The sequence below is a fragment of the Rhodococcus sp. 05-2254-2 genome (assembly GCF_002259095.1).
Taxonomy (GTDB): domain Bacteria; phylum Actinomycetota; class Actinomycetes; order Mycobacteriales; family Mycobacteriaceae; genus Rhodococcoides.
Genome location: NZ_NOZJ01000009.1, coordinates 124,554 through 150,579, shown reverse-complemented (window position 1 = coordinate 150,579; position 26,026 = coordinate 124,554). Strand labels below are relative to the sequence as shown.

The 26,026-nt window shown below is 66.7% G+C and carries 23 protein-coding genes; 21 read left to right on the top strand and 2 right to left on the bottom strand.

The features are described 5' to 3' along the window. Positions 1 to 104 precede the first annotated feature (104 nt). The 18 genes from CH283_RS15315 to CH283_RS15235 all read left to right on the top strand — a co-directional run bounded on the left by CH283_RS15315 (position 105) and on the right by CH283_RS15235 (position 21,802). Complete coding sequence (locus tag CH283_RS15315) at positions 105 to 1,706, top strand: UDP-N-acetylmuramoyl-L-alanyl-D-glutamate--2,6-diaminopimelate ligase (protein WP_094640125.1); 1,602 nt, start codon at positions 105 to 107, stop codon at positions 1,704 to 1,706. After that, positions 1,703 to 3,211 (top strand): UDP-N-acetylmuramoyl-tripeptide--D-alanyl-D-alanine ligase, encoded by a 1,509-nt coding sequence (locus tag CH283_RS15310; RefSeq protein WP_094640124.1) that lies wholly within the window; start codon positions 1,703 to 1,705, stop codon positions 3,209 to 3,211. The genes CH283_RS15315 and CH283_RS15310 overlap by 4 nt, the downstream gene beginning before the upstream one ends. Next, the gene (gene mraY / locus CH283_RS15305; RefSeq protein WP_032394385.1) at positions 3,208 to 4,293 is read left to right on the top strand and encodes a phospho-N-acetylmuramoyl-pentapeptide-transferase; all 1,086 of its coding nucleotides are present in this window, start codon (positions 3,208 to 3,210) and stop codon (positions 4,291 to 4,293) included. Before CH283_RS15310 ends, mraY begins: the two co-directional genes overlap by 4 nt. Before the next feature lie 3 nt (positions 4,294 to 4,296). Next, positions 4,297 to 5,769 (top strand): UDP-N-acetylmuramoyl-L-alanine--D-glutamate ligase, encoded by a 1,473-nt coding sequence (murD, locus tag CH283_RS15300; RefSeq protein WP_094640123.1) that lies wholly within the window; start codon positions 4,297 to 4,299, stop codon positions 5,767 to 5,769. Continuing rightward, positions 5,766 to 7,364: a putative lipid II flippase FtsW gene (gene ftsW / locus CH283_RS15295; protein ID WP_068051961.1), complete on the top strand. Its 1,599-nt coding sequence runs from the start codon at positions 5,766 to 5,768 to the stop codon at positions 7,362 to 7,364. Before murD ends, ftsW begins: the two co-directional genes overlap by 4 nt. After that, positions 7,361 to 8,503, top strand: a complete 1,143-nt coding sequence (gene murG / locus CH283_RS15290; RefSeq protein ID WP_217901112.1) for an undecaprenyldiphospho-muramoylpentapeptide beta-N-acetylglucosaminyltransferase — start codon at positions 7,361 to 7,363, stop codon at positions 8,501 to 8,503. Before ftsW ends, murG begins: the two co-directional genes overlap by 4 nt. Positions 8,504 to 8,566: 63 nt before the next feature. Next, positions 8,567 to 10,072 carry a UDP-N-acetylmuramate--L-alanine ligase gene (gene murC, locus CH283_RS15285; protein WP_094640122.1) on the top strand — a complete coding sequence of 502 codons (1,506 nt, stop codon included), beginning with the start codon at positions 8,567 to 8,569 and terminating at the stop codon, positions 10,070 to 10,072. After that, on the top strand, positions 10,069 to 10,863 hold the full coding sequence (locus tag CH283_RS15280; protein ID WP_094640121.1) for a cell division protein FtsQ/DivIB: 795 nt from the start codon (positions 10,069 to 10,071) through the stop codon (positions 10,861 to 10,863). Before murC ends, CH283_RS15280 begins: the two co-directional genes overlap by 4 nt. Positions 10,864 to 11,034: 171 nt before the next feature. Beyond that, complete coding sequence (gene ftsZ / locus CH283_RS15275; protein ID WP_068051956.1) at positions 11,035 to 12,330, top strand: cell division protein FtsZ; 1,296 nt, start codon at positions 11,035 to 11,037, stop codon at positions 12,328 to 12,330. Next, entirely contained in the window at positions 12,327 to 13,094 is a 768-nt protein-coding gene (gene pgeF / locus CH283_RS15270; RefSeq protein WP_068051953.1) for a peptidoglycan editing factor PgeF, read from the top strand. The genes ftsZ and pgeF overlap by 4 nt, the downstream gene beginning before the upstream one ends. 19 nt (positions 13,095 to 13,113) lie before the next feature. Then, positions 13,114 to 13,869 carry a YggS family pyridoxal phosphate-dependent enzyme gene (locus CH283_RS15265; protein WP_068051992.1) on the top strand — a complete coding sequence of 252 codons (756 nt, stop codon included), beginning with the start codon at positions 13,114 to 13,116 and terminating at the stop codon, positions 13,867 to 13,869. Positions 13,870 to 13,952: 83 nt separating this feature from the next. Beyond that, positions 13,953 to 14,597: a cell division protein SepF gene (locus CH283_RS15260; RefSeq protein ID WP_068051950.1), complete on the top strand. Its 645-nt coding sequence runs from the start codon at positions 13,953 to 13,955 to the stop codon at positions 14,595 to 14,597. An 82-nt stretch (positions 14,598 to 14,679) separates the two neighbouring features. Then, positions 14,680 to 14,967 (top strand): YggT family protein, encoded by a 288-nt coding sequence (locus CH283_RS15255; protein ID WP_068051947.1) that lies wholly within the window; start codon positions 14,680 to 14,682, stop codon positions 14,965 to 14,967. Between the two features lie 160 nt (positions 14,968 to 15,127). Continuing rightward, positions 15,128 to 15,979: a DivIVA-like cell division protein Wag31 gene (wag31, locus tag CH283_RS15250; protein WP_094640120.1), complete on the top strand. Its 852-nt coding sequence runs from the start codon at positions 15,128 to 15,130 to the stop codon at positions 15,977 to 15,979. A gap of 79 nt (positions 15,980 to 16,058) precedes the next feature. Continuing rightward, positions 16,059 to 16,235 carry a hypothetical protein gene (locus CH283_RS28325; protein WP_176460265.1) on the top strand — a complete coding sequence of 59 codons (177 nt, stop codon included), beginning with the start codon at positions 16,059 to 16,061 and terminating at the stop codon, positions 16,233 to 16,235. Positions 16,236 to 16,519: 284 nt separating this feature from the next. Continuing rightward, positions 16,520 to 19,657, top strand: a complete 3,138-nt coding sequence (gene ileS, locus CH283_RS15245) for an isoleucine--tRNA ligase (protein WP_094640395.1) — start codon at positions 16,520 to 16,522, stop codon at positions 19,655 to 19,657. 103 nt (positions 19,658 to 19,760) lie between these two features. Next, complete coding sequence (locus CH283_RS15240) at positions 19,761 to 21,119, top strand: DNA polymerase IV (protein WP_068051935.1); 1,359 nt, start codon at positions 19,761 to 19,763, stop codon at positions 21,117 to 21,119. Positions 21,120 to 21,316: 197 nt separating this feature from the next. After that, positions 21,317 to 21,802, top strand: a complete 486-nt coding sequence (locus CH283_RS15235; protein ID WP_176460298.1) for a hypothetical protein — start codon at positions 21,317 to 21,319, stop codon at positions 21,800 to 21,802. Between the two features lie 94 nt (positions 21,803 to 21,896). On the opposite strand, the gene CH283_RS15230 is transcribed toward CH283_RS15235, so the two are convergent. After that, on the bottom strand, positions 21,897 to 22,640 hold the full coding sequence (locus CH283_RS15230) for a hypothetical protein (protein ID WP_068051932.1): 744 nt from the start codon (positions 22,638 to 22,640) through the stop codon (positions 21,897 to 21,899). Beyond that, positions 22,637 to 23,614 carry a hypothetical protein gene (locus CH283_RS15225; RefSeq protein ID WP_255183229.1) on the bottom strand — a complete coding sequence of 326 codons (978 nt, stop codon included), beginning with the start codon at positions 23,612 to 23,614 and terminating at the stop codon, positions 22,637 to 22,639. Before CH283_RS15225 ends, CH283_RS15230 begins: the two co-directional genes overlap by 4 nt. Before the next feature lie 89 nt (positions 23,615 to 23,703). On the opposite strand from CH283_RS15225, the gene lspA reads away from it, so the two are divergent. From lspA to CH283_RS15210, 3 genes are read left to right on the top strand one after another with little or no spacing between them, the layout of a single operon-like run. After that, positions 23,704 to 24,336, top strand: coding sequence for a signal peptidase II (gene lspA / locus CH283_RS15220; RefSeq protein ID WP_068051928.1), 633 nt, complete (start codon positions 23,704 to 23,706; stop codon positions 24,334 to 24,336). After that, positions 24,333 to 25,259 carry an RluA family pseudouridine synthase gene (locus CH283_RS15215; RefSeq protein WP_094640119.1) on the top strand — a complete coding sequence of 309 codons (927 nt, stop codon included), beginning with the start codon at positions 24,333 to 24,335 and terminating at the stop codon, positions 25,257 to 25,259. Before lspA ends, CH283_RS15215 begins: the two co-directional genes overlap by 4 nt. Next, positions 25,259 to 25,915 (top strand): hypothetical protein, encoded by a 657-nt coding sequence (locus tag CH283_RS15210; protein ID WP_068051922.1) that lies wholly within the window; start codon positions 25,259 to 25,261, stop codon positions 25,913 to 25,915. The genes CH283_RS15215 and CH283_RS15210 overlap by 1 nt, the downstream gene beginning before the upstream one ends. The last annotated feature ends 111 nt before the right edge of the window (positions 25,916 to 26,026 follow it).

Below are 26,026 nucleotides of genomic sequence, written 5' to 3'. Positions count from 1 at the left end.
CGGTAATCTGACACATCGGCTCGGGCGTCTTCGTTCGTCTGCCGCCGCGGCGTTATCGAGCCGCGGCAGGCGCGTGGCCGGCAGTAGAGAGGAAGGGAGCAGGAGTGACTGTGTCATCGGATTCACAACCGGCTCCGGGTTCACGTCCGGCGCATCCACCGCACACCGAAGTACGGGAGGTGGCGTCCGCGGTCGGTGCAACGATCGGCGAGGCCGATCCCGCCGGTGTGAGCGTGACCGGTATCGATCTGCGTGCACAGTCCGTTCTTCCCGGCGATCTCTTCGCCGCACTGCCCGGATCGTCTCGACACGGTGCCGAGTTCGTCGCCGACGCAGTCGAGCGGGGTGCCGTGGCAGTGTTCACCGATCCGGCCGGACTCGAGATCGTGCGGAGAGCGCTCGCAGGCACGGGTCGACAGGTTCCGGTTCTGGTGCACGAGCGTCCACGCCAGGTGTTGGGTGCTGTCTCCGCTCTCGTGTACGGCAACCCCTCGTCGAAGATGACCGTCATCGGTATCACCGGTACCTCGGGGAAGACGACGACGTCGTATCTGCTCGAAGCCGGCCTGACTGCTGCAGGTCGTCGATGCGGTCTGATCGGCACCATCGAGACACGTGTTCTGGGCCGGCATGTACCGAGCGCGCTCACCACGCCCGAGGCCCCGCAACTGCACGCGCTCTTCGCCGTCATGCTCGAAGAGGGTGTCGACACGGTGGTGATGGAGGTGTCCTCCCATGCGTTGTCCCTCGGCCGGGTCGACGGCACCTGCTTTGCGATCGGTGCGTTCACCAATCTCTCCCAGGATCACCTCGATTTTCACGACTCTCTCGAGGACTACTTCTCGGCCAAGAGTCGGTTGTTCGCAGCCGACTCGGCGGTTCGTGCCGGAACCGCCGTCGTCTGTGTCGACGACGCGTGGGGCGTGCGGATGGCGGATATCGCTCGATCGGCCGGGTCGGCCGTGGTGACGGCGTCGACCGGTGCCGATTCGCAGTGGACGGTCTCGGATTGGGCCAAGCACGACGACGGCACCCAGTCGTTCACGGTCGCCGATCCGCAGGGTGCGTCGCTGCCGGTCTCGGTTCGGTTGCCGGGTCGCTACAACGTCGCTAACACCGTGCTGGCGTTGGCGACCTGCGCGGCGGCCGGGGCCGACGTGCGCAAGGCCGTGACCGGGGTCGCGACGGTCGACGTGCCGGGCCGCGTGCAGCGGATCGACCGTGGACAGAACTTCCTGGCGGTGGTCGATTACGCGCACAAGCCTGCCGCCGTCGAGGCCGTGCTGGCGACGTTGCGCGAATCCTCGCGCGGACGAATCGCGGTGGTGCTCGGAGCAGGTGGCGACCGCGACACCGCGAAGCGTCCGCTGATGGGTGCCGCCGGAGCGCGCGGCGCAGAGCTCCTGGTGGTGACCGACGACAACCCGCGCAGCGAGGATCCGGCCATCATTCGGCAGGCCGTCGAGGACGGCGCATTGTCGGTGCCGGACGAGGCCCGCGGTGAAGTACGAAACGTGGCAGGCCGCGCGGCGGCGATCGAACAGGCCGTGGCGTGGGCACGCGAAGGGGATGTTGTGTTGATCGCAGGTAAAGGGCACGAGACCGGACAAGAGGTAGCGGGTGTGAAGCATCCGTTCGACGATCGAGTGATACTCGCCTCGGCCATCGATGCGCGTCGGGTCGGCACGAGCGCGGGCGTACGGTGATCCCCCTCTCGATCGACCGCATCGCCGAGATCGTCGGAGGCACGGTGCACGATGTGCCGGATCCGTCGGTCGTGGTGCCAGGACCGGTGGAGTTCGACTCCCGCAAGGTCACCCCCGGCAGCATCTTCCTCGCCCTACCCGGTGCGAAGGTGGACGGTCACGACCATGCCGCCGCCGCGGTTGCCGCAGGTGCGGCGCTGGTACTGGCCGCGCGTCCGGTGGGCGTACCGGCCGTGGTCGTCAGTCCGGTCCCGCACGAGAGCCGCGCGATGGCACTCGAGAACGACCCGGACGGCTCCGGTTCGGCAGTGCTGTCCGCGCTCGGCGCTCTGGCCCGGGCCTCGGTGCTCGAGTTGACGGCCCAGCACGGCCTGACCGTCGTCGGTGTGACGGGATCCTCCGGGAAGACCTCCACCAAGGACCTGATCTCTGCGGTCCTCGAGCCTCTGGGCTCGGTGGTGGCACCGCCCGGATCGTTCAACAACGAATTGGGACATCCTTGGACGGCGCTGCGAGCGGATGCCGACACCGATTTCCTCTGTCTGGAGTTGTCCGCCCGAGGAATCGGCCACATCGCCGAACTCGCCACGCTCGCACCGCCCCGGATCGGGGTGGTCCTGAACGTCGGAACCGCGCACCTGGGCGAGTTCGGCTCGCGCGCGGCCATCGCGCTGGCGAAGGGCGAGCTCGTCGAGGCGCTGCCGAGTGCCGCCGACGGGGGAGTGGCGATCCTCAACATCGACGATCGCCTCGTCGCCGAAATGGTCACGCGTACAACGGCTGCCGTCGTCACGGTCGGGCGCAACGCAGATGCCGACATCAGAGCCCTCGACGTGCAGGTCGACACCGACGCCCGGGCGTCGTTCACGCTCGAATGCGCAGCGGGTTCGGTACCGATCACCCTGGCGGTGCACGGTGAGCATCAGGTCGGCAACGCCCTCGCGGCAGCGGCCGTCGCCCTCGAGTGCGGAGCAACGCTGACGCAGGTTGCCGAGGCGCTCGGGGCCGCCGCACCGACGTCGATCAGGCGGATGGACGTGCGCACCCGCGCCGACGGCGTCACCGTCGTCAACGACTCGTACAACGCCAACCCCGATTCGATGCGCGCCGCACTCAAGGCACTGGTGTCGATGTCGCGTCGCGACGACGGGCCGAAGCGCCGCAGTTGGGCGGTGCTGGGAGAGATGGGCGAGCTGGGTTCGGACTCGGTGTTCGAGCACGACGCGATCGGCCGCCTCGCCGTCCGCCTCGATGTCGACCGTCTGATCATCGTCGACTCCGGCCGTCCCACCCGGGCGTTGCACCAGGGTGCCGTCATGGAGGGTTCGTGGGGCGAGGAATCGATGCTGGTGCCCGACCGTGAAACGGCGATCGCAGTACTGCACGAGGAAGTGCGTCCCGGCGACATCGTGCTGGTGAAGGCCTCGCAGTCCGGGGCGATGTGGACCGTCGCAGACGCCCTGCTGGCCGATGCGTCGAGCGCCACCGCGGAGGGTGAGCAGTGAGGCAGATCCTCTTCGCCGGAGGCATCGCGCTCGCGGTCGCGATCCTCCTGACCCCGGTGCTGATCAAGACCTTCTCGAAACAGGGCTTCGGCCAGGAGATTCGAGTGGAGGGCCCGGCGAGTCACCAGTCCAAGCGGGGCACACCGACAATGGGCGGCGTCGCAATTCTGGTCGGCATCTGGGCCGGCTACTGGGGCTCGCACCTGATCGGTATCGGCTACGACGCAGACGGTCCGTCGGCCTCGGCCCTGCTCGTCCTCGGCCTGACCACGGTGCTCGGTCTCGTCGGCTTTCTCGACGACTTCATCAAGATCCGCAAGCAGCGCAACCTGGGTCTGAACGCCACCGGTAAGTACGTCGGTCAGATAACGGCAGCCGTGCTGTTCGCGATCCTGGTGTTGCAGTTCCGCAGCGAGAGTGGGCTCACTCCTGGCAGCACCCAACTGTCGTACGTGCGCGACATCGCCACCTGGTCGATGTCCGCGGTGGTCTTCGTGTTCTTCGTCTGCCTGCTCGTGATCGCATGGTCCAACTCGGTCAACCTCACCGACGGCCTGGACGGCCTCGCAGCCGGGTCGATGACACTGGTGCTCGGTGCCTACACCGTCATCACCTTCTGGCAGTACCGCCAGGCGTGCGCAGGCCCCGCAGGGCCTGCCCCCGGCTGCTACGACGTCCGAGATCCCCTCGACCTGGCTCTGGTCTGCGCTTCGGCAGCGGGAGCCTGCATCGGCTTCCTGTGGTGGAACGCCGCGCCTGCCAAGATCTTCATGGGCGACACCGGATCCCTGGCCCTCGGCGGTCTGATCGCGGGCCTGTCGGTGGTGACCAAGACCGAACTGATCATGGTGGTCATCGGTGCGCTGTTCGTCGCCGAAGCCGCATCGGTCGTCATCCAGGTCGCGGTGTTCCGATCCAGTCGCCGACGCGTGTTCCGCATGGCACCGTTCCATCATCACTTCGAGTTGGCCGGATGGGCCGAGACGACGGTGATCATCCGGTTCTGGTTGCTGGCCGCCATCGCGTCGGCCGTCGGACTCGCCCTGTTCTACAGCGAGTATCTCGCTGCTGTCGGCGGATAGGGCATGGCCGAATCTCCGCACGACGCTAGGAACGACCTGACCTGGTTGCGCGGCAGTTCGGTGCTGGTGACCGGTGCCCGCATCTCGGGACTGGCCGTCGTGCAACCGTTGCTCGATCTCGGTGCCGTCGTCACCGTCACCGACTCGAATCGTGCCGCGCTGGACGAGGCGTCGAACTCCGGTGCTGCCGTGGTGCTGCAGGACGACCTGCTCGTCGATCCGGCGGCGCTCGCCGCGTTTTCGCTGGTCGTCACCAGCCCCGGCTTTCGTCCCGACTCTCCGGTGTTGGCCGCTGCCACGGAGCAGGGCATTCCGGTGTGGGGCGATGTCGAGTTGTCCTGGCACGTGGACCGGGCCGAGCTGTACGGACCCCGAACTCGCTGGCTGGTGGTCACCGGCACCAACGGAAAGACGACCACCACCTCGATGCTGGCGTCGATACTCGACGCCGCGGGCATCGCATCGGTGGCCTGCGGCAACATCGGACTCCCCATCGCCGACGCGTTGCGCGGTACCCCGCATCCGAGTGTGCTCGCCGTGGAGTTGTCGTCGTTCCAGTTGTTCTGGGCTCCGTCGGTGCGTCCGGCGGCGGGGGTGGTGCTCAACATCGCCGAGGACCATCTCGACTGGCACGGCGGTATGGACGGATACGTCCAGGCCAAGGCTCGTGCGTTGAGTGGCGATGTCGCGGTGGTCGGTCTCGACGACTCGAGGGCGGCGAGTCTCGCTGCCGGATCGCCCGCAGCCACCGTCGTCGGGTTTCGGTTGGGTGAGCCGGCCTCGGGTGAGCTGGGAGTGCGGGCAGGGATGCTCGTGGACGACGCCTTCGGTGCGAACGTCGAGTTTCTCGCTGCGGAGGACGTGGAGCCGAGCGGCCCGTCCGGCATTCTCGATGCGCTCGCGGCAGGCGCGCTGGCTCGTTCGATCGGGGTGGAGGCCGACGCTGTTCGGGTGGGGCTGCAGACCTATCGGGTGGGTCCGCATCGTGCGGCGGTGGTGCGCGAGCTCGGCGGGGTGACGTTCATCGACGACTCGAAGGCGACCAACCCGCACGCCGCTCGCTCCTCGATCTCGGCGCACGATCGCGTCGTGTGGATCGCGGGTGGGTTGCTGAAGGGTGCGGTGATCGACGATCTGGTGGTCGAGATCGCCGATCGTCTCGTGGCTGCGGTCGTTCTCGGGCGCGATGGGATGCAGATCGCAGAGGCTTTGGCGCGACACGCGCCCGATGTTCCGGTCGTCAGGCTCCCTTCGGGAGACGATGCTGGTGTGACTCATGGTGCTGAAGATGCTGATGCGGTGATGCGGGCGGTCGTGGCCCATGCGGCCGAACTCGCCGCGCCGGGGGATACGGTCCTGCTGGCCCCGGCCGCCGCGTCACTGGACATGTTCGCCGACTACGGCCACCGCGGCCGCAGCTTCGCCGAGTCGGTCCAGCGCCTCCAGGCCACCGACATCGGATCGTCGCGATCGTGACTGCCGCCGGTCATCCGCCGCGTCCACCTCGCCGCACCGCCGCTCCACGCACCCGAATCGGCCTGTGGTTCGGCCGACCGCTCGCGTCCTTCCACCTCGTCGTCACGATCGCGGTACTGCTCACGGTGTTGGGCCTGGTGATGGTGCTGTCGGCGTCGTCCGCCGAGTCCTTCGCAGCCGATGAGTCCGGGTACGCGCTCTTCACCCAGCAGCTGATCGGTGTCGCGCTGGGAGTCGTGGCGTTCTACGTCGCTCTCCGGCTGCCGGTTCGCTACCTCAGGAAGCTGTCTTTTCCGCTGTTCCTGGTTTCGATCACCATGTTGATGTTGGTGCTCATTCCCGGAATCGGTGCCGAACGCCAAGGTGCGCGCCGCTGGTTCGACTTCGGCGTAGTGTCCTTCCAGCCGTCCGAGCTGGCCAAGGTCGCGCTGGTTCTGTGGGGCGCACACCTGTTGGCCTCGCGGCGCAGCGAGCACGGCAACATCAAATCGCTGCTGGTGCCGCTGTTGCCTGCAGGTCTGCTGATGTGTCTGCTCGTCGTGCTGCAGCCGAACCTCAGTACCGCCATCGCCCTGGGCATCATCCTGGTGGCGCTGCTGTGGTTCGCCGGCCTCAACGCTCGGCTGTTCGGTGCGGTGCTGATGACCGGTCTGGCGTTGGCGACCGTGCTCGCGTTCACCGCCGGTTACCGATCCAATCGCGTCAAGGCCTGGCTCAACCCGGGTGAGGACACCCAGGGCCTGTCATATCAGTCCACCCAGGCGAAATACTCTCTCGCCGACGGCGGAATGTTCGGTCGCGGGCTCGGGCAGAGCCGCGCGAAGTGGAGCTACCTGCCCAACGCGCACAACGACTTCATCTTCGCCATCATCGGCGAGGAACTCGGAATGATCGGCTGCCTCGCAGTCATCGGATTGTTCGGCCTCTTCGTCTACACCGGCCTGCGCATCGCCATGCGTTCGGTCGATCCGTTCCTGCGGCTGTTGACCGCAGGTGCCACGTGCTGGGTGTTCGGCCAGGCCATGATCAACATCGGCTACGTCGTCGGGTTGCTGCCGGTGACCGGTCTGCAGCTGCCCCTGGTGTCCTACGGTGGCACCTCGACCGCGATCACGCTGCTGATGTTCGGCATCATCGCGAGCGCCGCCCGCCACGAACCCGAGGCGATCGCGGCCCTGCACGCAGGGCAGGAGGGCCGAATCGCGCGAGCTCTGAAGCTGCCGCTGCCCGCCGTGTTCTCGCCCAAGCGAGCCGCGATGGCGCGCTCGAAGTCCACTCGCCCCACACTGGCGGCGCAGGATCGCAAACGCCTAGAGTCCCGTAAGGGCAAGGGCAGTGACGCACGGACAGCGCGGGCTGCCGAGCCCGGCCGTGCCCGCACGCGCGTCTCCAGTTCCCGGACCGACGCGATGTCGCCCACATCGGCTGCGTACCGGAGCGACGCTCCCCGCGGTAACGCCCGCGGCAACCCCCGTCGAAGCGATCCGGTCCGGCGAGAGCCCGCCGCAGGATCGCGATCGGCATACCGTCCGCGGCCGGAACCACAACCCGGTCGCCCTCCCGTCCGCTCGGGTGAGCGAGGATATCGACGGTGAAGCAGACATCTCGACCGATTTCAGTAGTGGTTGCCGGGGGCGGAACGGCCGGGCACATCGAGCCTGCGCTCGCTGTGGCCGACGCCTTGCGTGTCCTCGACCCCACCGTCACCGTTACCGCTCTCGGCAGCAGCCGGGGCCTCGAGACGACTCTCGTCCCGGCTCGCGGGTACGCACTCGAGCTCATTCCGCCCGTTCCGCTGCCTCGTAAGCCCACCGTCGACCTGCTCAAGTTGCCGCTGCGCGTCGTGCGATCGGTGCGCCGCACCCGAGAGATCTTCGCGGCCGTCGAGGCGGACGTGCTCGTCGGATTCGGCGGCTATGTCGCGTTACCGGCCTATCTCGCGGCCCGCGGTCGACTGTTCGGCCGTGGTGGCCGAATTCCCGTGGTCATCCACGAGGCCAACGCACGAGCGGGTATCGCCAACAAGGTCGGTGCCCGCTCGGCCGAGCGGGTACTCGCCGCGGTCGCGGGCTCGGGGATCGCCGCGCGCGGTGCTGCCGACGCCGACGTGATCGGAATTCCCGTGCGTCCCACCATCACCGGACTCGACCGGGCTGCCGTCCGCGCGGAGGCTCGCGCGCACTTCGGCCTGCCCGAGAACGGCCCGGTGCTGCTGGTGTTCGGCGGCTCACAGGGGGCCCGATCGCTCAACGACGCGGTGTCCGGAGCCTCGGCGGCTCTCGCCGATGCGGGAATCTCGGTTCTGCACGCCCACGGTCCGAAGAACTCGCTCGATGTCGAGCAGCGCAATCCGGCCGCGCCGTACGTCGCGCGCGCCTACATCGACCGGATGGATCTGGCGTACGCGGCCGCGGACCTCGCGATCTGTCGCTCCGGTGCCATGACGGTCGCCGAGGTTTCCGCGACCGGTCTGCCCGCCGTCTACGTGCCCCTGCCGCACGGCAACGGCGAGCAGGAACTCAACGCCCGTCCCGTGGTCGACGCCGGAGGTGGCATCCTGGTAGCCGATGCGACACTGACCGAGCAGTACGTGAGCGAGACAGTGGTCGCGCTGCTGGCCGACACCGAACGAATCGCCACCATGTCTCGTGCCGCCGCCGGTGCCGGGCACAAGGACGCAGCAGCTGCCGTCGCGCAGATCGTGCTCGATACCGCGCACGCGGCGCGGCGCTGAGCTGGGCGGCGTCGCGCATGAGAAGAGAACGAGGGAGACGTCCGCGTGACAACTGAGGGTGCGATGTCGGATCTGCCGGCAGAGCTCGAACGAGTACACATGGTGGGCATCGGTGGTGCCGGAATGTCCGGCATCGCGCGGATCCTGCTCGCTCGCGGGGGACAGGTGTCGGGTTCGGATGCCAAGGAATCGCGCGGCGTGCTCGCACTGCGCGCACGCGGCGCCCAGGTCCGCATCGGTCACGACGCCAGCGCCCTGGACATGATCGACGGCGGGCCCACCGTGGTCGTGACGACCCACGCCGCGATTCCCCAGACCAATCCCGAACTCGTCGAAGCTCGCGAACGCGGAATTCCGGTGGTGCTGCGACCGGCCGTGCTGTCTTCTCTCATGCAGGGATACCGCACGCTGTTGGTCTCGGGTACGCACGGAAAGACGTCCACGACCTCGATGCTGGTCGTCGCCCTGCAGCACTGCGGGTTCGATCCGTCGTTCGCCGTTGGAGGAGAGCTCAACGAAGCCGGGACCAACGCCCATCACGGCAGCGGCGACGTGTTCGTGGCCGAGGCGGACGAGAGCGACGGCTCGCTGCTGCAGTACACGGCCAACGTCATCATCGTGACCAACATCGAAGCCGATCATCTGGACTACTTCGGCACCACCGACGCCTACGTTCAGGTGTTCGACGACTTCGCTGCGCTCCTCGGTCCCGGCGGTGTGCTCGTGGCCTGCATGGACGACCCGGGTTCGGCGGCGCTGGCTCGACGCGTGGTCGAGCGGAACCTTCCCGGAGTCACGGTGCTGGGATACGGGTCCTCGGACGTCGACGCGGGGCCGGTCGAGATGGCCGTTCGACTGCTGGCGTGGGAGCCCGAGGACATCGGCGGCGTCGCGCAGTTGCAGATCGCAGGTGAGGACGCGGCGCGCACCGTACGGCTCGGCGTGCCCGGCCGGCACACTGCACTCAACGCGCTGGCGGCGTTCGTCGCGGCGCGCCAGGTCGGTGCCGGTGTCGAGGAATTGCTGGCCGGACTCACCGGTTTCGGCGGCGTGCATCGACGCTTTCAGTTCACCGGGCGTGAGCACGGCGTCCGCGTGTTCGACGACTACGCGCACCACCCGACCGAGGTGCGTGCGGTGCTGACTGCCGCGCAGGCCCTCGTAGCAGGCCAGGATCGTTCGGGTGGCGAGCAGGGACGGGTGGTGGTGGTGTTCCAGCCGCACCTGTACTCGCGGACCGCGACGTTCGCCGAGGAGTTCGGTGCCGCGTTGTCGTTGGCCGACGAGATCGTGGTGCTCGACGTCTACGGCGCGCGCGAGGAGCCGTTGCCCGGTGTGACGGGGGCGCTGGTTGCCGCTTCGGTGACCAAGCCGGTGAACTATCAGCCGGATCTGTCGTTGGTGGCCAAGCAGGTCGCCCACCTGAGTGTGCCCGGCGATGTCGTCATCACCATGGGAGCCGGCGACGTGACGATGCTCGGCGGGCCGATTCTCGATGCGCTTCGCTCGAAGACCGATTTCGGTGCTGCGACCGGCCGCGGAGTACCGAAGGATCGGCCGTCGACGTGACCCGCCGCACCGATCGAGTCCGTTCTTCGAGGTCGGGAACAGCTGCACGGGAGGGTGATTCGCCGTCCGCGGTCACCGACAAGCAAGCTCGTGCTCAGGCACGGGAAGAAGAGCGCGCCCGAGTGAAGCGGTCGCGTCGCAAAGCCGCGCTGATTGCGCTCGCCGTGGTGGTCGTCGTGGTGGGATCGGCTGCGCTGGTGTACTTCACGCCGCTGTTGTCCGTTCGCACCATCGCGGTCGCGGGGGCATCGTCGGTGTCCGAGCAGGAGATCCTCGATCGGCTGGACGTACCCGTCGGCCTTCCGCTGGTTCGGGTCGACACAGCGGCCGCTGCGCAGCGGGTGGCGACGATCCCGGCGCTGGCGACGGTCCGCGTGCAACGCCAGTATCCGTCCACCGTGCAGGTGACGGTCGAGGAGCGAGTTCCGGTGGCGTTCTTCGATTCTCCGGACGGCACCCATCTCCTGGACTCCACCGGCGTCGATTTCGCGATCGCGCCGCCACCGCCAGGGGTAGTACGTCTGGTGACCGACAATCCGGTGTTCGGTGATCCGGTGACGAAAGATGCACTGGCGGTTCTCGATACGTTGCCACCGCTGCTGCGCGATCAGGCCGCCGAGCTGCGGGCGAGCACGCTGTCCGACATCTCGATTCTGCTGCTCGACGGGCGCACCGTCGTGTGGGGCAGCAAGGACGACTCCGAGCGCAAGGGCGCGGTCGCGATCGCATTGCTGTCCCAACCCGGTCAGATCTTCGACGTGTCGAGTCCGGATCTGCCCACCACCAAATAGTTTCGACGCGCGGACCGGAATTTCTCGCGTGGCGTCGGCGCGCCTAATGGCGATAGTCGTCGGCGATGAATAGCGTTTCGACCAGTTCAGTACTTGACATAACTCTAAGCCTGTGGTTTAGGTTGAGGGTTTTCCACATTTCAGGCAACAATCCACGGAAGGCGAGAGCCCATGACGCCCCCGCACAACTACCTCGCCGTAATCAAGGTCGTCGGCATCGGCGGCGGCGGCGTGAACGCGGTCAACCGCATGATCGAACAGGGACTCAAGGGAGTCGAGTTCATCGCGGTCAACACCGACGCTCAGGCCTTGCTGATGAGTGACGCAGACGTCAAGCTCGACGTCGGCCGCGAACTGACCCGCGGACTCGGCGCAGGTGCCGATCCCGAGGTCGGCCGCCGCGCAGCAGACGATCACAAGGACGAGATCGAAGAGGTGCTCAAGGGTGCCGACATGGTGTTCGTCACCGCAGGCGAGGGCGGCGGCACCGGTACCGGTGGCGCTCCTGTCGTCGCCAACATCGCTCGCAAGCTCGGCGCACTGACCGTCGGTGTCGTCACCCGGCCGTTCTCTTTCGAGGGCAAGCGGCGCGGTGGACAGGCCGACACCGGCATCCAGCAGCTCCGCGAGTCCTGCGACACGCTCATCGTCATCCCGAACGACCGACTGCTCCAGCTCGGCGACGCGGCCGTCAGCCTCATGGACGCGTTCCGCAGCGCCGACGAAGTACTGCTCAACGGTGTCCAGGGCATCACCGACCTGATCACCACTCCCGGACTGATCAACGTCGACTTCGCCGACGTCAAGGGCGTCATGTCCGGCGCAGGCAGTGCACTGATGGGTATCGGATCCTCACGCGGTGAGGGTCGCGCGATCAAGGCGGCCGAATCGGCGATCAACTCGCCGCTGCTCGAAGCCTCGATGGAAGGTGCACGCGGAGTGCTGCTCTCCATCGCCGGTGGATCCGATCTCGGTCTGTTCGAGATCAACGAGGCCGCCTCGCTGGTGCAGGAAGCCGCACACATCGACGCCAACATCATCTTCGGCACCGTCATCGACGACTCGCTCGGCGACGAGGTCCGCGTGACCGTCATCGCCGCAGGCTTCGACGGCGGAACCCCGACGCGGCGTCCGGTCGAAGCTGCTACCTCCACCCGCGGCCCCATCGGATCGGCTCGCTCGGGCGAGGTGTCCTCCAAATCGACCGACAGTTCCGACGGTGCTGTGTTCCGCGACCCGGTCGGCGCACCGAGTGGTAGCAGTCTGCCGCCGCTGAACTCGTCGAGCTCGTCCAACCGCGAATCGTCGAGCCGCGAATCCGCAGCCGGTTACGGTCGCGACTCGTCCGGCCAGGGCCGGGACTCGTCCGGACAGGGCCGCGAGTCCGTCGGTTCCGGCCGTCGCGTTCCGATCGCCGAGGACGAGGGCGAAGACGAAGTCGATGTGCCGTCCTTCATGCGGCGGTGAGTGACACCGCTTCCGCCGGTCCGTTTCGTGTCCGACGCGTCTCGACGACGCGGGCGGGCGGCGTCTCGGCACCGCCGTTCGACACGTTCAATCTGGGCGATCACGTAGGTGACGACCCCGCTTCGGTGGAAGCCAACCGTCGACGCCTCGGCGATCGACTGGGTATGGGACTCGAACGGCTCGTGTTCATGGAGCAGGTCCACGGACGCACCGTCACCGTGGTGGACGGTCCGGTGTCCGAGCCGGTGCCGATGACCGATGCGTTGGTGACGACGCAACGTGATCTCGGTCTGGTGGTGTTGACTGCCGATTGCGTGCCGGTCCTGCTCTCCGACGAGGAGGCAGGCGTGATCGCAGCGGTGCATGCAGGACGGGTCGGTGCCCGCATCGGCATCGTTCCCCGGGTGTTGGCCGCCATGGTCGAGCTCGGGGCGGTTCCGGCGCGGATCGGCGCATTTCTCGGTCCGGCGGCGAGCGGCCGACAGTACGAGGTGCCCGCCTCCATGCGAGCGGACGTCGACAAGCATCTCCCCGGCAGCGCGACGACCACGGTCCGCAACACGCCGGGGCTGGACATTCCCGCCGGTATCCGCGCTCAGCTGCTCGCCGCGGGAGTGTCCGGTGTCGCTCAGGATCCGCGGTGCACCATCGAGGACCGGGCCTTGTTCAGTCACCGTCGTGAAGGATCGACCGGCCGAATCGCCAGTGTCGTCTGGATGGACAGCACATCCCCCGGTGATCGGGCCGAAACGGCAGACCGGTGAACCGGCAGAAGAGGTTGTCATGAGCGAACCCACCGGCAGCGCGTCGGGCACCGACCGGGCGCAGGAGATCGAGACGGCGTTGACGTCGGTGCGCGAGCGGTTGCACCGCGCCTGTGTCGATGCGGGCCGGTCGCCCGCCGACGTGGCTCTGCTGCCGGTGACCAAGTTCTTCCCCGCCTCGGACGTGCGGGTTCTCTACGAACTGGGGTGCCGCGACTTCGGCGAGTCCCGAGAGCAGGACGCGTCGCCCAAGGTCGCCGAGACGGCCGAAGATTTCGTCGGCGATCCGCCTCGCTGGCACATGATCGGACACCTGCAGCGAAACAAGGCGAAGTCGGTTGCCGCGTGGGCGCACGCCATTCATTCCGTCGACAGTGCGCGGTTGGTGGCCGCACTGTCCAAGGCGACGACGGCGGCATTGGACGAGGGTGTGCGTCGGACCGAACTCGACGTGATCGTTCAGGTCAGTCTCGACGGGGATGTGCACCGCGGCGGCGTCGAACGCGACGAACTCCACGAGCTTGCCGACGCGGTGTCGAACGCGTCCGGGTTGCGTTTGGCGGGGTTGATGGCGGTGCCACCGCTCGGTGCCGATCCGGACGCCGCATTCGCCGATCTCGAGAGCCTGCACCGTCGGCTGACGGCCGATCATCCCGAAGCGCTCGAGCTGTCCGCAGGCATGACCGGAGACCTGGAAGCTGCTGTGCGGCACGGATCGACGTGCGTGCGTGTCGGTACCGCAATACTCGGCGCGCGGCCGATAACCTCGCAATAACAGTCCATGGATCACATCAGTCACAACAGACACTTGCGAACCTGGAGATGGACAGTAGACACACCGCCACGGAAGGCAGAACGATGAGCACCCTGCACAAGTTCAAGGCGTACTTCGGCATGGTTCCGCTCGCCGACTACGAGGACGACTACCTCGACGATCCGGACACGCGACGCAGTTCCCGTGGTGGTCGTGACACCTACGACGACATGGATGAGCGTGAATTCGTGAAGCCGTCGTTCGGTGGATCTCGGCACGCGCAGGTCGAGGACGACTACGACGACTACGAGGCCCCGCGTCCGGCGACGCTGGCCCCGATCGGCGGACGAGGACGTGGCGCGGCACCGACCACGCGAGGTGCAGCAACCAGGGGAGCGTTGGCCATGGACACTCGGATGGACGTGCGTGCGGAGACGCGACGCAGCCCTATCGCGGACGACGGCGGCCCGCTCTCGAAGATCACCACGCTGCGACCGCGTGACTACAGCGAGGCGCGCACCATCGGTGAGCGTTTCCGCGACGGCACTCCGGTCATCATGGACCTGGTCGAGATGAGCAACGCCGACGCCAAGCGCCTGGTCGATTTCGCGGCCGGGCTCGCCTTCGCGCTGCGCGGTTCCTTCGACAAGGTGGCGACCAAGGTATTCCTGCTCTCGCCGGCCGACGTCGACGTCTCGCCGCAGGAGCGCAGGCGGATCGCCGAGACCGGCTTCTACAGTCAGCAGTGAGAGATTCGCTGTTCGGGGCGGTAGTGCAGGGCTGTGACCAGCACGCTTTGCTCAGCCCGTCGAATTCAGGCAGAGTATAGCCGTGATCGTGTTCACGGTGATCAACATCGTATTGTTTCTTTTTTGGCTCCTTCTCATCGGTCGAATCATCGTCGAGTTCATCAGAACTTTCGCGAGAGATTGGCAACCGACCGGGTTGGTCGTCATCGTGCTCGAGGCGATCTTCACGGTCACCGACCCGCCGGTGAAGTTCCTCCGCAGGATAATTCCGCCGCTCAACCTCGGCGGAGTGCGACTGGACCTGTCCATCATGGTCCTGCTGTTCGTCGTCTTCATCGCGTGGAATGTGACCAGCGGTCTCGCGGCCTGAGATCGCAGACGAAATGTTAGAACGCGGGACCCAGCGCATGCTGCGTGTCCTGTGTGACAGAATGGACGCCAGTTACAGTTTGATTGTTCTGCACTCGCGCGGAATGGCATATAACTGAATGCTTGCTCTACCGCCCCAAGACGCGTGAAGGGATCCTTCCATGCCGCTGACTCCAGCTGATGTGCACAATGTCGCGTTCAGCAAGCCGCCCATCGGTAAGCGTGGTTACAACGAAGACGAGGTCGACGCTTTTCTCGACCTCGTCGAGCAAGAGTTGTCGCGACTGATCGAAGAGAACGCCGACCTCCGCCAGCGGGTCGGTGAGCTCGACCAGGAGCTTGCGGACGCCAAGAACGCTTCGCGGCAGAGCCCGCAGGCGGCTCAGGTCGCGGCACCGAAGGCCGAGCCACAGCGCCCGGTGGATCCCCCCAAGCCACCGCCCGTCGCGGCCCAGCCCGCTCCGGTCGCACCCGTTGCGGCGGCCCCGCAGCAGAGCGGCGACTCCAACATGCAGGCCGCCAAGATTCTGGGCCTCGCTCAGGAGATGGCCGATCGTCTCACCGGTGATGCCAAGTCGGAGTCCGAGCAGCTGCTCGGCAACGCGCGCACCAACGCCGAGCGTTTGGTCTCGGATGCCCGCACGCGTTCGGAGTCGATGATGTCCGAGGCTCGGCAGAAGTCCGAGTCGCTGCTGTCCGACGCACAGACGCGCTCCGAGACCCAGCTGCGTCAGGCCAAGGAGAAGGCCGACGCACTGCAGGCCGATGCCGAGCGCAAGCACACCGAGATCATGGCGACGATCAACCAGCAGCGTTCGGTCCTCGAAGGTCGCATCGAGCAGCTCAAGACGTTCGAGCGCGAGTACCGCGTGCGGCTCAAGTCCTACCTGGAATCGCAGCTCGAAGAGCTCGAGAACCGTTCCTCGGCGCTGCCGGTGGACAACGGGCAGGACAATTTCAACCAGGACAGCCAGTCGTCGGGGTACAGCCAGTCGTACGCCAAGGGCAACTGACGCAGGAGTTCGTGTCGATGCTGCCGAACACGGCAGCATCGCACCCTGACGTCGCGTCGAACGGTGAGCGAGGAATCACGTGCTGGTCCTGACTCTCGGCGCAGCGGCTATCGGCTTCGGCTTTCTAATTCTTGCGTTGATGACGGGGTCGGTCGTGTGGGCGTGGGCCTGCATCGTCGTGTGTATCGTGGGAGCAGTTCTGCTACTTGTCGGTGCACTGACGGGCAAACGACCACCGCCGGAACCCGACAAGTAATATGTGCTGATTTCCCCAGTTGTTTCAGGCGTCGATCCGGCTATCACCGGGGAGCTTTCGGAAGAACGACTCGGTTCGATGGGCAACCACCTCGAATCGACGTCCAGTAGAACCGAACGGGTGAGCCCGTCACAGCTCACGTGGAGAGGCTTGCTCCGGCGACGCAGTCGTCGGAGCCGAGCAAGCGGGGTGGTACCGCGGTATCCGACGTCCCGATCGTCGAATGTCGTCCCCGTGCCAACAGGTGTCGCGTCCAGTACGCGTCCGGCACGGAGGAGACAGATATGACAGATGCGAGCGCACGTCCGAAGAATGCGTCCTACCCGCTGGTCGATCTGGCCGAGGGCCGATCGGGCAGTGTCCCGTTCCCCGATCTCGAGCGCATCGTGCTGCACGAGTGGGCCGAGGACGGCACCTTCCGAGCGAGCATCGACAATCGAGCGGGTGCCGAGGAATTCGTCTTCTACGACGGCCCTCCCTTCGCGAACGGTCTGCCGCACTACGGCCACCTCCTCACCGGTTACGTCAAGGACCTCGTCCCGCGATTCCAGACGATGCGGGGCAAGAAGGTCGAGCGGCGCTTCGGCTGGGACTGCCACGGTCTGCCCGCAGAGCTGGAAGCGGAGAAGCAGCTCGGTATCAAGGACAAGTCCGAGATCGACGAGATGGGTCTGGCGAAGTTCAACGCCTACTGCAAGCAGTCGGTACTCCAGTACACCGACGAGTGGCGGGACTACGTCACTCGGCAGGCGCGGTGGGTCGACTTCGACAACGACTACAAGACCCTCGACGTCGACTTCATGGAGTCCGTCATGTGGGCGTTCAAGACGCTGCACGACAAGGGCCTGATCTACCAGGGCTACCGAGTTCTGCCGTACAGCTGGTACGAGCAGACACCCCTGTCCAATCAGGAGACCCGCCTCGACGACGCGTACAAGATGCGTCAGGATCCTGCGGTCACCGTCACGATGCCGCTGACGGCTCCCGGCTCGGACCTGGACGGCGCGAACGCGTTGATCTGGACCACCACGCCGTGGACCCTGCCGTCGAACCTGGCGATCGCGGTGCATCCCGAGGTGCAGTACGTGCAGGTGCGAGGCACCGACGGTGAGCGTTACGTGCTTGCCGCTGCGCGTCTTTCGCACTACGCGAAGGAACTGGGGGAGGAGCCGGAGGTGCTCTCGGAGCACACCGGTATCGAGTTGGTCGGACTTGCTTACGCACCGCCGTACGATTTCTTCCTCGGCCACGAGAACTCGCACCGCGTGCTGCAGGCCGACTACGTCACCACCGATTCGGGCACCGGAATCGTCCACCTCGCACCGGCTTTCGGCGAGGAGGACATGGACGTTGCCACCGCGAACGGCATCGAAGTGGTGCAACCGCTCGACGCAGGCGGCAAGTTCACCTCGCTGGTGCCGCCGTACGAGGGCCTGATGGTGTTCGACGCCAATCCGGTGATAATCAAGGATCTGAAGGCCTCGGGTCGGTTGTTGCGGCACGAGACCATCGAGCACTCGTACCCACACAGCTGGCGCAGTGGTCAGCCACTGATCTACATGGCGGTGCCGTCGTGGTTCGTCGCGGTGACCAAGTTCCGTGATCGGATGGTCGAGCTGAACCAGGAGATCACCTGGGTTCCCGAGCACATCAAGGACGGCCAGTTCGGCAAGTGGCTCGAAGGTGCACGCGACTGGAACATCAGCCGAAACCGGTACTGGGGCAGCCCGATTCCGGCGTGGACTTCCGACGACCCGGCGTACCCACGGCTGGATGTGTACGGCAGCCTGGACGAGCTCGAGCGTGACTTCGGTGTGCGGCCGACCGATCTGCACCGGCCCTACATCGACGATCTGACGCGTCCCAACCCGGACGACCCGACGGGTGAGTCCACGATGCGCCGCGTCCCCGAGGTGTTGGACTGCTGGTTCGAGTCCGGCTCGATGCCGTATGCGCAGGTGCACTTCCCGTTCGAGAACGAGGAGTGGTTCTCCACGCACAACCCGGGCGATTTCATCGTCGAGTACAACGGGCAGACACGCGGCTGGTTCTACACGTTGCATGTGCTGGCCACGGCCCTCTTCGATCGACCGGCGTTCAAAACTGTTGCTGCACACGGCATCGTGCTCGGTGACGACGGCCTGAAGATGAGCAAGTCCAAGGGCAACTACCCGGACGTCAAGGAGGTCTTCGACCGCGACGGCTCCGACGCCATGCGGTGGTTCCTGATGTCCTCACCGATCCTGCGCGGCGGCAACCTCATCGTCACCGAGCAGGGCATCCGCGAGGGCGTCCGCCAGGCGTTACTGCCGATCTGGAATGCGTGGAGCTTCCTTCAGCTCTACGCCTCGAAGCCCGGGCAGTGGCGAACCGATTCGCCGCACGTGCTCGATCGTTACGTTCTGGCCAAGCTGTCGGCCACCCGCGACGCGATCACCGATGCGCTCGAGGGCAACGACATCGCCGGTGCCTGCGACGAGCTGCGCACGTTCTGCGATGCGTTGACCAATTGGTATGTGCGACGGTCGCGTTCGCGGTTCTGGAGCGAGGACGCCGACGCGATCGACACCCTGCACACCGTGCTCGAGGTGCTCACGCGCATCGCCGCCCCGCTGCTGCCCCTGATCAGCGAAGTGGTGTGGCGGGGCTTGACCGGTGGCCGCTCGGTGCACCTGACCGACTGGCCCGAGGCCGACGAACTGCCGTCGGATCCCGAACTCGTCGAGAGCATGGACGAGGTCCGCACCGTGTGCTCGACGGTTCTGGGTCTGCGCAAGGCACAGAACCTGCGCGTGCGGTTGCCGCTGCCCGAGGTGACCGTCGCGGCCGCCGATGCGGAGCGGCTGCGTCCGTTCGTCGACATCATCGCCGACGAGGTCAACGTCAAGAAGGTCGATCTCACCGAAGACGTTGCGGTACACGGAAAGTTCGAGCTCGTCGTCAATGCGCGTGCTGCGGGCCCGCGGATCGGCAAGGACGTCCAGACCGTCATCAAGGCCGTGAAGGCAGGCGATTGGTCCGAGGACGCGGACGGTGTGGTGAGCGCAGCAGGAATTGCTCTGCTGCCGGAGGAATTCACCCGCAGGCTCGTTGCCGCCGAGCCCGAATCGACGGCACCGTTGCCCGGAAACGCCGGACTGGTCGTGCTTGATTCCGCCGTCACCGAGGAGCTCGAAGCGGAGGGCTGGGCCAAGGACCGCATCCGTGAACTGCAGGATGCGCGTCGCAACCACGGCTTCGACGTCTCGGACCGCATCGACATCGTCATCGAGGTCCCCGAACATCGGCAGGCGTGGCTCGACACGCACCGCGATCTCATCGCCGGTGAGGTGCTCGCACTCTCGCTCGTCGACGGACGCGTCGGGGACGACGGCAGCGATCTCGGTGAGGGAGTGCGGGCAGCGATCACCAAGTCGTCATGATCGACGTCGACGGATCGGTCGTCGTGCCCACCGAGCCGTGGTCGGGTCCGATACCCGACCGTGCGGCGCAGGCGCTCGGCTTCACCGTCGATCTCGGCTGACCATGTCGAACATCGCCGACGACACTCTGCGGAGTCGCCGATGGGTGCTGCACCTGGACATGGACGCGTTCTTCGCATCCGCCGAACAGCTCACTCGCCCCACGTTGCGGGGCCGCCCGGTCCTCGTCGGCGGCGCGGGTGGGCGGGGAGTGGTGGCCGGTTGCAGCTACCAGGCGCGTGCCTTCGGGGCGCGTTCGGCCATGCCGATGCATCAGGCTCGCCGACTCGTCGGAGCCGGGGCCGTGGTGTTGCCACCGCGGTTCGTTCTCTACTCCGAGCTCAGCCGACGCGCTTTCGAGGCACTACGCGGACCCATGCCCGTTCTCGAACAACTCTCGATCGACGAGGCGTTCGGTGAGCCGCTCGAACTCGCCGGTGCGACGGTTCACGAGGTCGAGCAGTTCTGCGCGGGCCTGCGCGCACTGATACTCGCCGAGACCGGACTGGTCGCCTCGATCGGTGCCGGATCCGGAAAGCAGATTGCCAAGATCGCGTCGGGACTGGCCAAACCCGACGGCATCACCGTCGTCGCTCCGGGAATCCAGGCCGAGTTGATGGCGGCTCTGCCGGTTCGGAAATTGTGGGGGATCGGACCGGTGGCCGGAGAGCGCTTGCGACGCTTGGGGATCGACACCATCGGCAAGTTCGTGGCCACCCCGGAGTCCGAGGTGGCGTCGATTCTCGGGGCCACGATGGGGCCGAGCCTGCATCAGCTCGCACGCGGAATCGACAATCGCGTCGTGGCCGAGCGGGCCGAGGCCAAACAGGTCAGCGCCGAGACGACGTTCGCACAGGACCTGATCTCTCTCGCTCAGCTCCGCCCGGCCATCGAGTCCATCGTCGATTCGACGCATCGCCGGTTGCTGAAGGACGGTCGGGGTGCCAGGACGGTGGTACTGAAACTGCGCAAGTCCGACATGAGCATCATCACCCGATCGGCAACGTTGCCGTACGCGACGGTGGACAAGCAGACCATCGTGGCCACGGCACAGCGACTTGCCGTCGATCCGGTCGACGTCGGTCCGATCAGGCTCGTCGGCGTCGGGCTGGCCGGGCTGTCGGCCGTGCGACAGGGTTCGCTGTTTCCCGAGCTGGAGTACGAGCCTGCCGCGGATGCGACCGAGGAGTCGCCCGCACCGATCGAGGCCGCCGCGGATGTCGTTGTCCCGGACGGTCCGCGGTGGCAACCGGGCATGGACGTCCGGCATCCCGACTTCGGTCACGGCTGGGTGCAGGGGGCCGGTCACTCGGTGGTGACCGTGCGATTCGAGACGCGAACCAGCGGGCCGGGAATCGCGCGCACCTTCGCCGAATCGGACGACAACCTGGTCGTTGCCGACGTTCTCGACAGCCTGAAGTGAGCTGTGGCGTCGCTGAGGAAACTCTGTGAGGTTTCACAGGTATGCCGATCGCGTTGTGACTCGGGCGTGTCGAGCTGACATAGTGGACCAGGTCCGAGACGACCCCATTCCAGACGACCGACGAGTCACAGAACGATCGAGACGTGACTCAGAGTGAAAAGGACAAGCACTTGAAGCTTCGCAACACCCGACGGGCAATGGTTGCCGGCATCGCCATCGCCGGAGCGCTCACCATGACCGCCTGCAGCTCCGGAGGCGACGAAGAGCCCACCGCGACGACGACGGCGGTCACAACTTCTGCCGCTGCCGCTCCCGACGCCGGTGCGTACCCGCCGGTGCCGACCGTGGAGGACCTCAACGCCCAGCTCGTACGCGGGCTCGACCCCAACGTTCCGGTCGAGGAGAAGGCCGCCCTGATCCAGGGTGCATCCGAGGATCCCGAACTGATCAACCAGGTCGCCGCCGCTGCCGTCGCCAACAACGCGCAGATCGAGATCACCAGCATCGACGATCTCGGCACCGGCGTCCTCAACGCGGGCATCACGATCACGCTCAACGGCCAGGCCAACCCCGGCACCTTCCAGTTCGTCCCCGAGGACGGCGTCTGGAAGCTCTCCAAGGACAACGCGTGCGGCATCGTCTCGCTCGCGCAGCTGACCAGCCCGGCGTGCCCCGCACCCTGAGTCCTGCCGATCGTCTCTGACCGACAAGAACACTGCCGGTGACATGTCCCCTCGGGGACGTGTCACCGGCAGTTTTTCGTGGGCCCGGCTCGATTCACATGCTCGGTGTCACCGATCGAATGCGTTCGACGGCAGCCTCGGCGACAGCGGTGACGGTCTCCGGTTCCAGGCCGGCCTGATCCGAGACGACGATCTGGACGACGGTCGAGTCGACCACGGCCACCACCACATCGGAGACCAAGGTGAACCCTTCACTGCTGGTGGTCAGGCGTACCGAGGCCGACGCGTCACCGACCGTCGACTGCTCCCGGCCCGCCAACGCGTAGTCGACGCTCACCCCGTCCGCATCCGTGCCGCTGAACGTCGTGCACCCCACCCACGCCTGCTGGATCGCCGTGAAGGCCTCGGCCGTGCCCGTATCGGGGTAACTCGCCGCGTCCTCGTCGATCGAGGAGAAGTTCGGTCCCGAGAAGCGGACGACTGCGTTCGACGCCGCACCGCCCCGCTGCTCCGAGATCGGTGCCAGTACCGCAGCGCACTCGGCAGGATCGGTACCGGACTCGTCGGGGGAGTCGTACTCGGGAGCCGGATCGAGACCGAGATCCTGAACGGGGTCGGGAATCGAGGAGAAGCCGTCCGGGAGGTCGCCGAGACCCAACATCGCTGCGGCGAGGACGCCGGAGTCGGTGATGGGGGCACCGAGCAAGGGATCGGGTGCGGGGACGGAGCTGGGCGCGGGTGCAGGGGTCGGGGCCGGCTCGTCTGCGCTGCACCCGGACGCGGCGACGCCGAGGACAGACAGCGCCGCCAGCAGCTGCGTCGCGGTCCGCCCGGTCATCGGGCGGCCCAGGTGATCGAATCTCCGACGGTCTGACGCAGCACGGTTGTGCTTTCGGGGTCGGTGTACATCTGCTCGCCACCTGCGGTGATCGATCCGCCGACGGGAAGTGGTCGGGTCAGATCGATCTCGAGCGTTCCCGAGCCGGTGAACGTGTACGTCTCGATATTGAGCGTCCCTGCGTCGTCGGGCAGGTTCCAGGTGGTCGATTCGGGCGTCTGGGTGATCGCGACGTCCAGGGTCGCTCGGTCACCGTCGAGTGCGCGCAGCGTGACCGTGGTGCGCTGGTTCAACGTGATGCCGCTCAGTACCTGTTGATCGACGGTCCATGTCGCGCCCACTCCCACCTCTGCTTCGGGGAAGTCGACGGAGCGGTACACCGCGGCGTTCAACGAGCGTTCGATCGCCGCGCGGGCGGTGTCGAGCGCGGCGTCGGCGGGGGTGATGTGCAGTGCGGTGATCGCTCCCGAGTCGGTGGTCGCCAGCCGTGCCGACGAGCCCTCGGATGCGGAGAGTGCGTCGGTCAGGCCCTCGTCGGGCGACGTCGCAGCTCCGATGGTCAGCTCGACGGACCGGGTAGCGCCGGTTGAGGCGTCGTCGTCCGGGACGGTATCGGACGTCGATGCGGACAGGGGCACGGTCAGTTCGGGGCTGGAGAAGTCCTGTGGAGCCCCGTCGCTGATCTGCTGCGAGACGGTGGAGGTGGTGGTGAGGTCCACGTTCTGCTCGTTCGCGTCGGAGGTTTCGAAGGCCAGTACGCGTCGCGGCTCGGTGCCGGGGTCGACCACGGTGGTGGTCGTCGGCGTCACGGCGATCGTCACCTCGTTCGAGGACGCCGCCTGCTCGGGAGCGGGATCGGTGTCGGTGTCGGCGCTCGAACATCCGGCGACGAGAACCAGTGCACAGCAGGCAGCGAGGAAACCGGAGCGGACGGTGCCGGAGCGGACGGTGCGGAAACGATCGGTCGACTTCACGGCCACCAGGCTACTGACACCGCCCGTGGCGACCGGTGGTGCGCGGCACGGATGAGGACCCGCCGCCGTCCATACGCCATGATGGACAGGTGAGTGAAGACCGCGCCGACGATCCGCCAGCCGAGACGAGTAGTGTTCCGGCACCGAACGAGACCGCGGACTCGCAGGTGACCGATACCGACAGCGCCGCGAGTCGAGTTCCGAAGCCGCTCAAGACGCGGTTGCTGGTCGCGATCGCGGCCGTGATTCTGCTGTTCGACCTCGTGACCAAGATCGTGGTGGTGCACTACGTCAAGCCCGGCAACCCGATTTCGATCGTCGGAGACGTCGTGACGTTGCGGCTGGTGCGTAATCCCGGTGCGGCGTTCTCGATGGCCACCGGCATGACCTGGTTGCTCACGGTCGTGGCAGTCGCGGTCGTCATCGGAGTGATCAAGATCGGTCGGACGCTGCGATCGCCGTGGTGGGCACTGGGATTGGGTCTGGTTCTCGGCGGCGCGCTCGGCAACCTGATCGACCGATTCTTCCGTGCCCCGGGTCCGTTCCAGGGACACGTCGTCGACTTCGTGTCGGTGGGCTGGTGGCCGGTGTTCAACGTTGCCGATTCGTCCATCGTCTGTGGTGCGATCCTCCTCGTCGTCCTGAGCCTGTTCGGGTTCGAGCCGAACGGTGAACGGGTGACCAAGGCGAACTCCGATGCCGCAGCCGAGGCCGACAAGTGAGGGAATCGCGCTCGATGCCGGTGCCCGACGGTCTGGACGGAATGAGGGTGGACGCCGGTCTCGCTCGGTTGCTCGGGCTCTCGCGTACCGTCGCCGCGGCGCTGGCCGAGGAGGGCTCGGTTCTGGTCGATGCCGGTGCCGTCGGCAAGTCCGATCGGTTGGCCGCTGGGTCGTGGCTCGAAGTGACGCTGCCCGAGCCGGCCCGTGAGTTGACGATCGAGGCGGAGCCGGTCGAGGGGATGGACATCCTCTACGCCGACGACGACATCGTGGCCGTGGACAAGCCCGTCGGGGTCGCCGCGCATGCCAGCGTCGGCTGGACCGGACCCACCGTCATCGGCGGTCTCGCGGCCGCCGGTTTCCGAATTTCGACCTCCGGTGCGCACGAGCGTCAGGGCATCGTGCACCGCCTCGACGTCGGCACGTCCGGGGTCATGGTGGTCGCCACGTCCGAGCGGGCGTACACCGTGCTCAAGCGGGCGTTCAAGGCGCGCACGATCGACAAGCGCTACCACGCACTGGTGCAGGGGCATCCGGATCCGAGCAGTGGAACGATCGATGCCCCGATCGGTCGACACGGCAGCAACGACTGGAAGTTCGCCGTCCGTGCCGACGGCAAGCCCAGCGTCACCCACTACGACACGGTCGAGGCGTTCCAGGCCGCGAGCCTGCTGGACGTGCACCTGGAAACCGGTCGCACGCACCAGATTCGGGTGCACTTCTCGGCTCTGCGTCATCCGTGCTGCGGCGATCTGACCTACGGTGCCGATCCGCGGCTGGCCGAACGGTTGGGCCTGGAGCGGCAGTGGCTGCATGCGCGGTCGCTCGGCTTCGCGCATCCGTCCGACGGCCGCTGGGTCGAGATCGAGAGCAAGTATCCGGCCGACCTCGAGCACGCACTCGAGGTGCTTCGGAAGGCGTGATGCGCACCAGGGGAGTGCTGGGCGGTGTCGTCACCGCTGCACTCGTGTTCGTGGCGCTCGCGGTGATCGGGCACCTCAACCCGGTACGACAGCTGGGTGTGGGCACCGACCGGCTCGGCCCGGACAGCGGCGAGCAGGTGATCGATTACCTGGCCCGCGCCGAGGCGAGCCTGCGCAGCGACAACACCGAACCTCGGTGGGGATCGGTTTCGTTCGATCGCGAACTCACCGCCCAACAGGCCTATGCCGTCGCCGACGGGATTCGTATCTCGCAGGTGCTTTTGCGTGTTCCGCTCGATCGTGTGCAGACCCCGATACTGACCGTCGGCGTGCCGGGCAGCGAACGCTCGGTACTGAATTCGACCGCGCGGGCAGCGAGCCTGGCGACCGAATCGTTCGGGGCGGGGGACCGGCAGGCGCAGATCGCCGCAGTCTCGCAGCAACGTCTGCTCGACGGGTGTGCGTGTGTGGTGACGTTGGTGGTGCGCGCGACCCCAGCCGAGTTGAGCGAGCTGGCCGGCCGCGCCGATGTGCGAGCGGTGCAGGCGCTTCCGCCGGATGCGGTGTCCGGCAAGTTCGCAGTCGAGCCGCTCCTGCCGGAGCACGTCGACGTCGTCGGTCCGCTCCCGGACGACGGTCCCGTGCCGACCCGATGAGGCGATTTCTCGTCGCATCCGTCACACCTGTCACGTCCTCCCAGGACACACCGGCAGCGTGAAAATTCTGTCGGTTCGACCGCTTACAGTGAGTACGTTCGCGGCTCGTAT

Excerpts from the sequence above, each read along its gene's own strand:
- murD (WP_094640123.1), top strand. The coding sequence starts at position 4,297 with ATGGCCGAATCTCCGCACGACGCTAGGAACGACCTGACCTGGTTGCGC.
- murC (WP_094640122.1), top strand. The coding sequence starts at position 8,567 with ATGTCGGATCTGCCGGCAGAGCTCGAACGAGTACACATGGTGGGCATC.
- ftsZ (WP_068051956.1), top strand. The coding sequence starts at position 11,035 with ATGACGCCCCCGCACAACTACCTCGCCGTAATCAAGGTCGTCGGCATC.
- CH283_RS15265 (WP_068051992.1), top strand. The coding sequence starts at position 13,114 with ATGAGCGAACCCACCGGCAGCGCGTCGGGCACCGACCGGGCGCAGGAG.
- CH283_RS15260 (WP_068051950.1), top strand. The coding sequence starts at position 13,953 with ATGAGCACCCTGCACAAGTTCAAGGCGTACTTCGGCATGGTTCCGCTC.
- wag31 (WP_094640120.1), top strand. The coding sequence starts at position 15,128 with ATGCCGCTGACTCCAGCTGATGTGCACAATGTCGCGTTCAGCAAGCCG.
- ileS (WP_094640395.1), top strand. The coding sequence starts at position 16,520 with ATGACAGATGCGAGCGCACGTCCGAAGAATGCGTCCTACCCGCTGGTC.
- CH283_RS15240 (WP_068051935.1), top strand. The coding sequence starts at position 19,761 with ATGTCGAACATCGCCGACGACACTCTGCGGAGTCGCCGATGGGTGCTG.
- CH283_RS15235 (WP_176460298.1), top strand. The coding sequence starts at position 21,317 with ATGGTTGCCGGCATCGCCATCGCCGGAGCGCTCACCATGACCGCCTGC.
- CH283_RS15230 (WP_068051932.1), bottom strand. The coding sequence starts at position 22,640 with ATGACCGGGCGGACCGCGACGCAGCTGCTGGCGGCGCTGTCTGTCCTC.
- CH283_RS15210 (WP_068051922.1), top strand. The coding sequence starts at position 25,259 with ATGCGCACCAGGGGAGTGCTGGGCGGTGTCGTCACCGCTGCACTCGTG.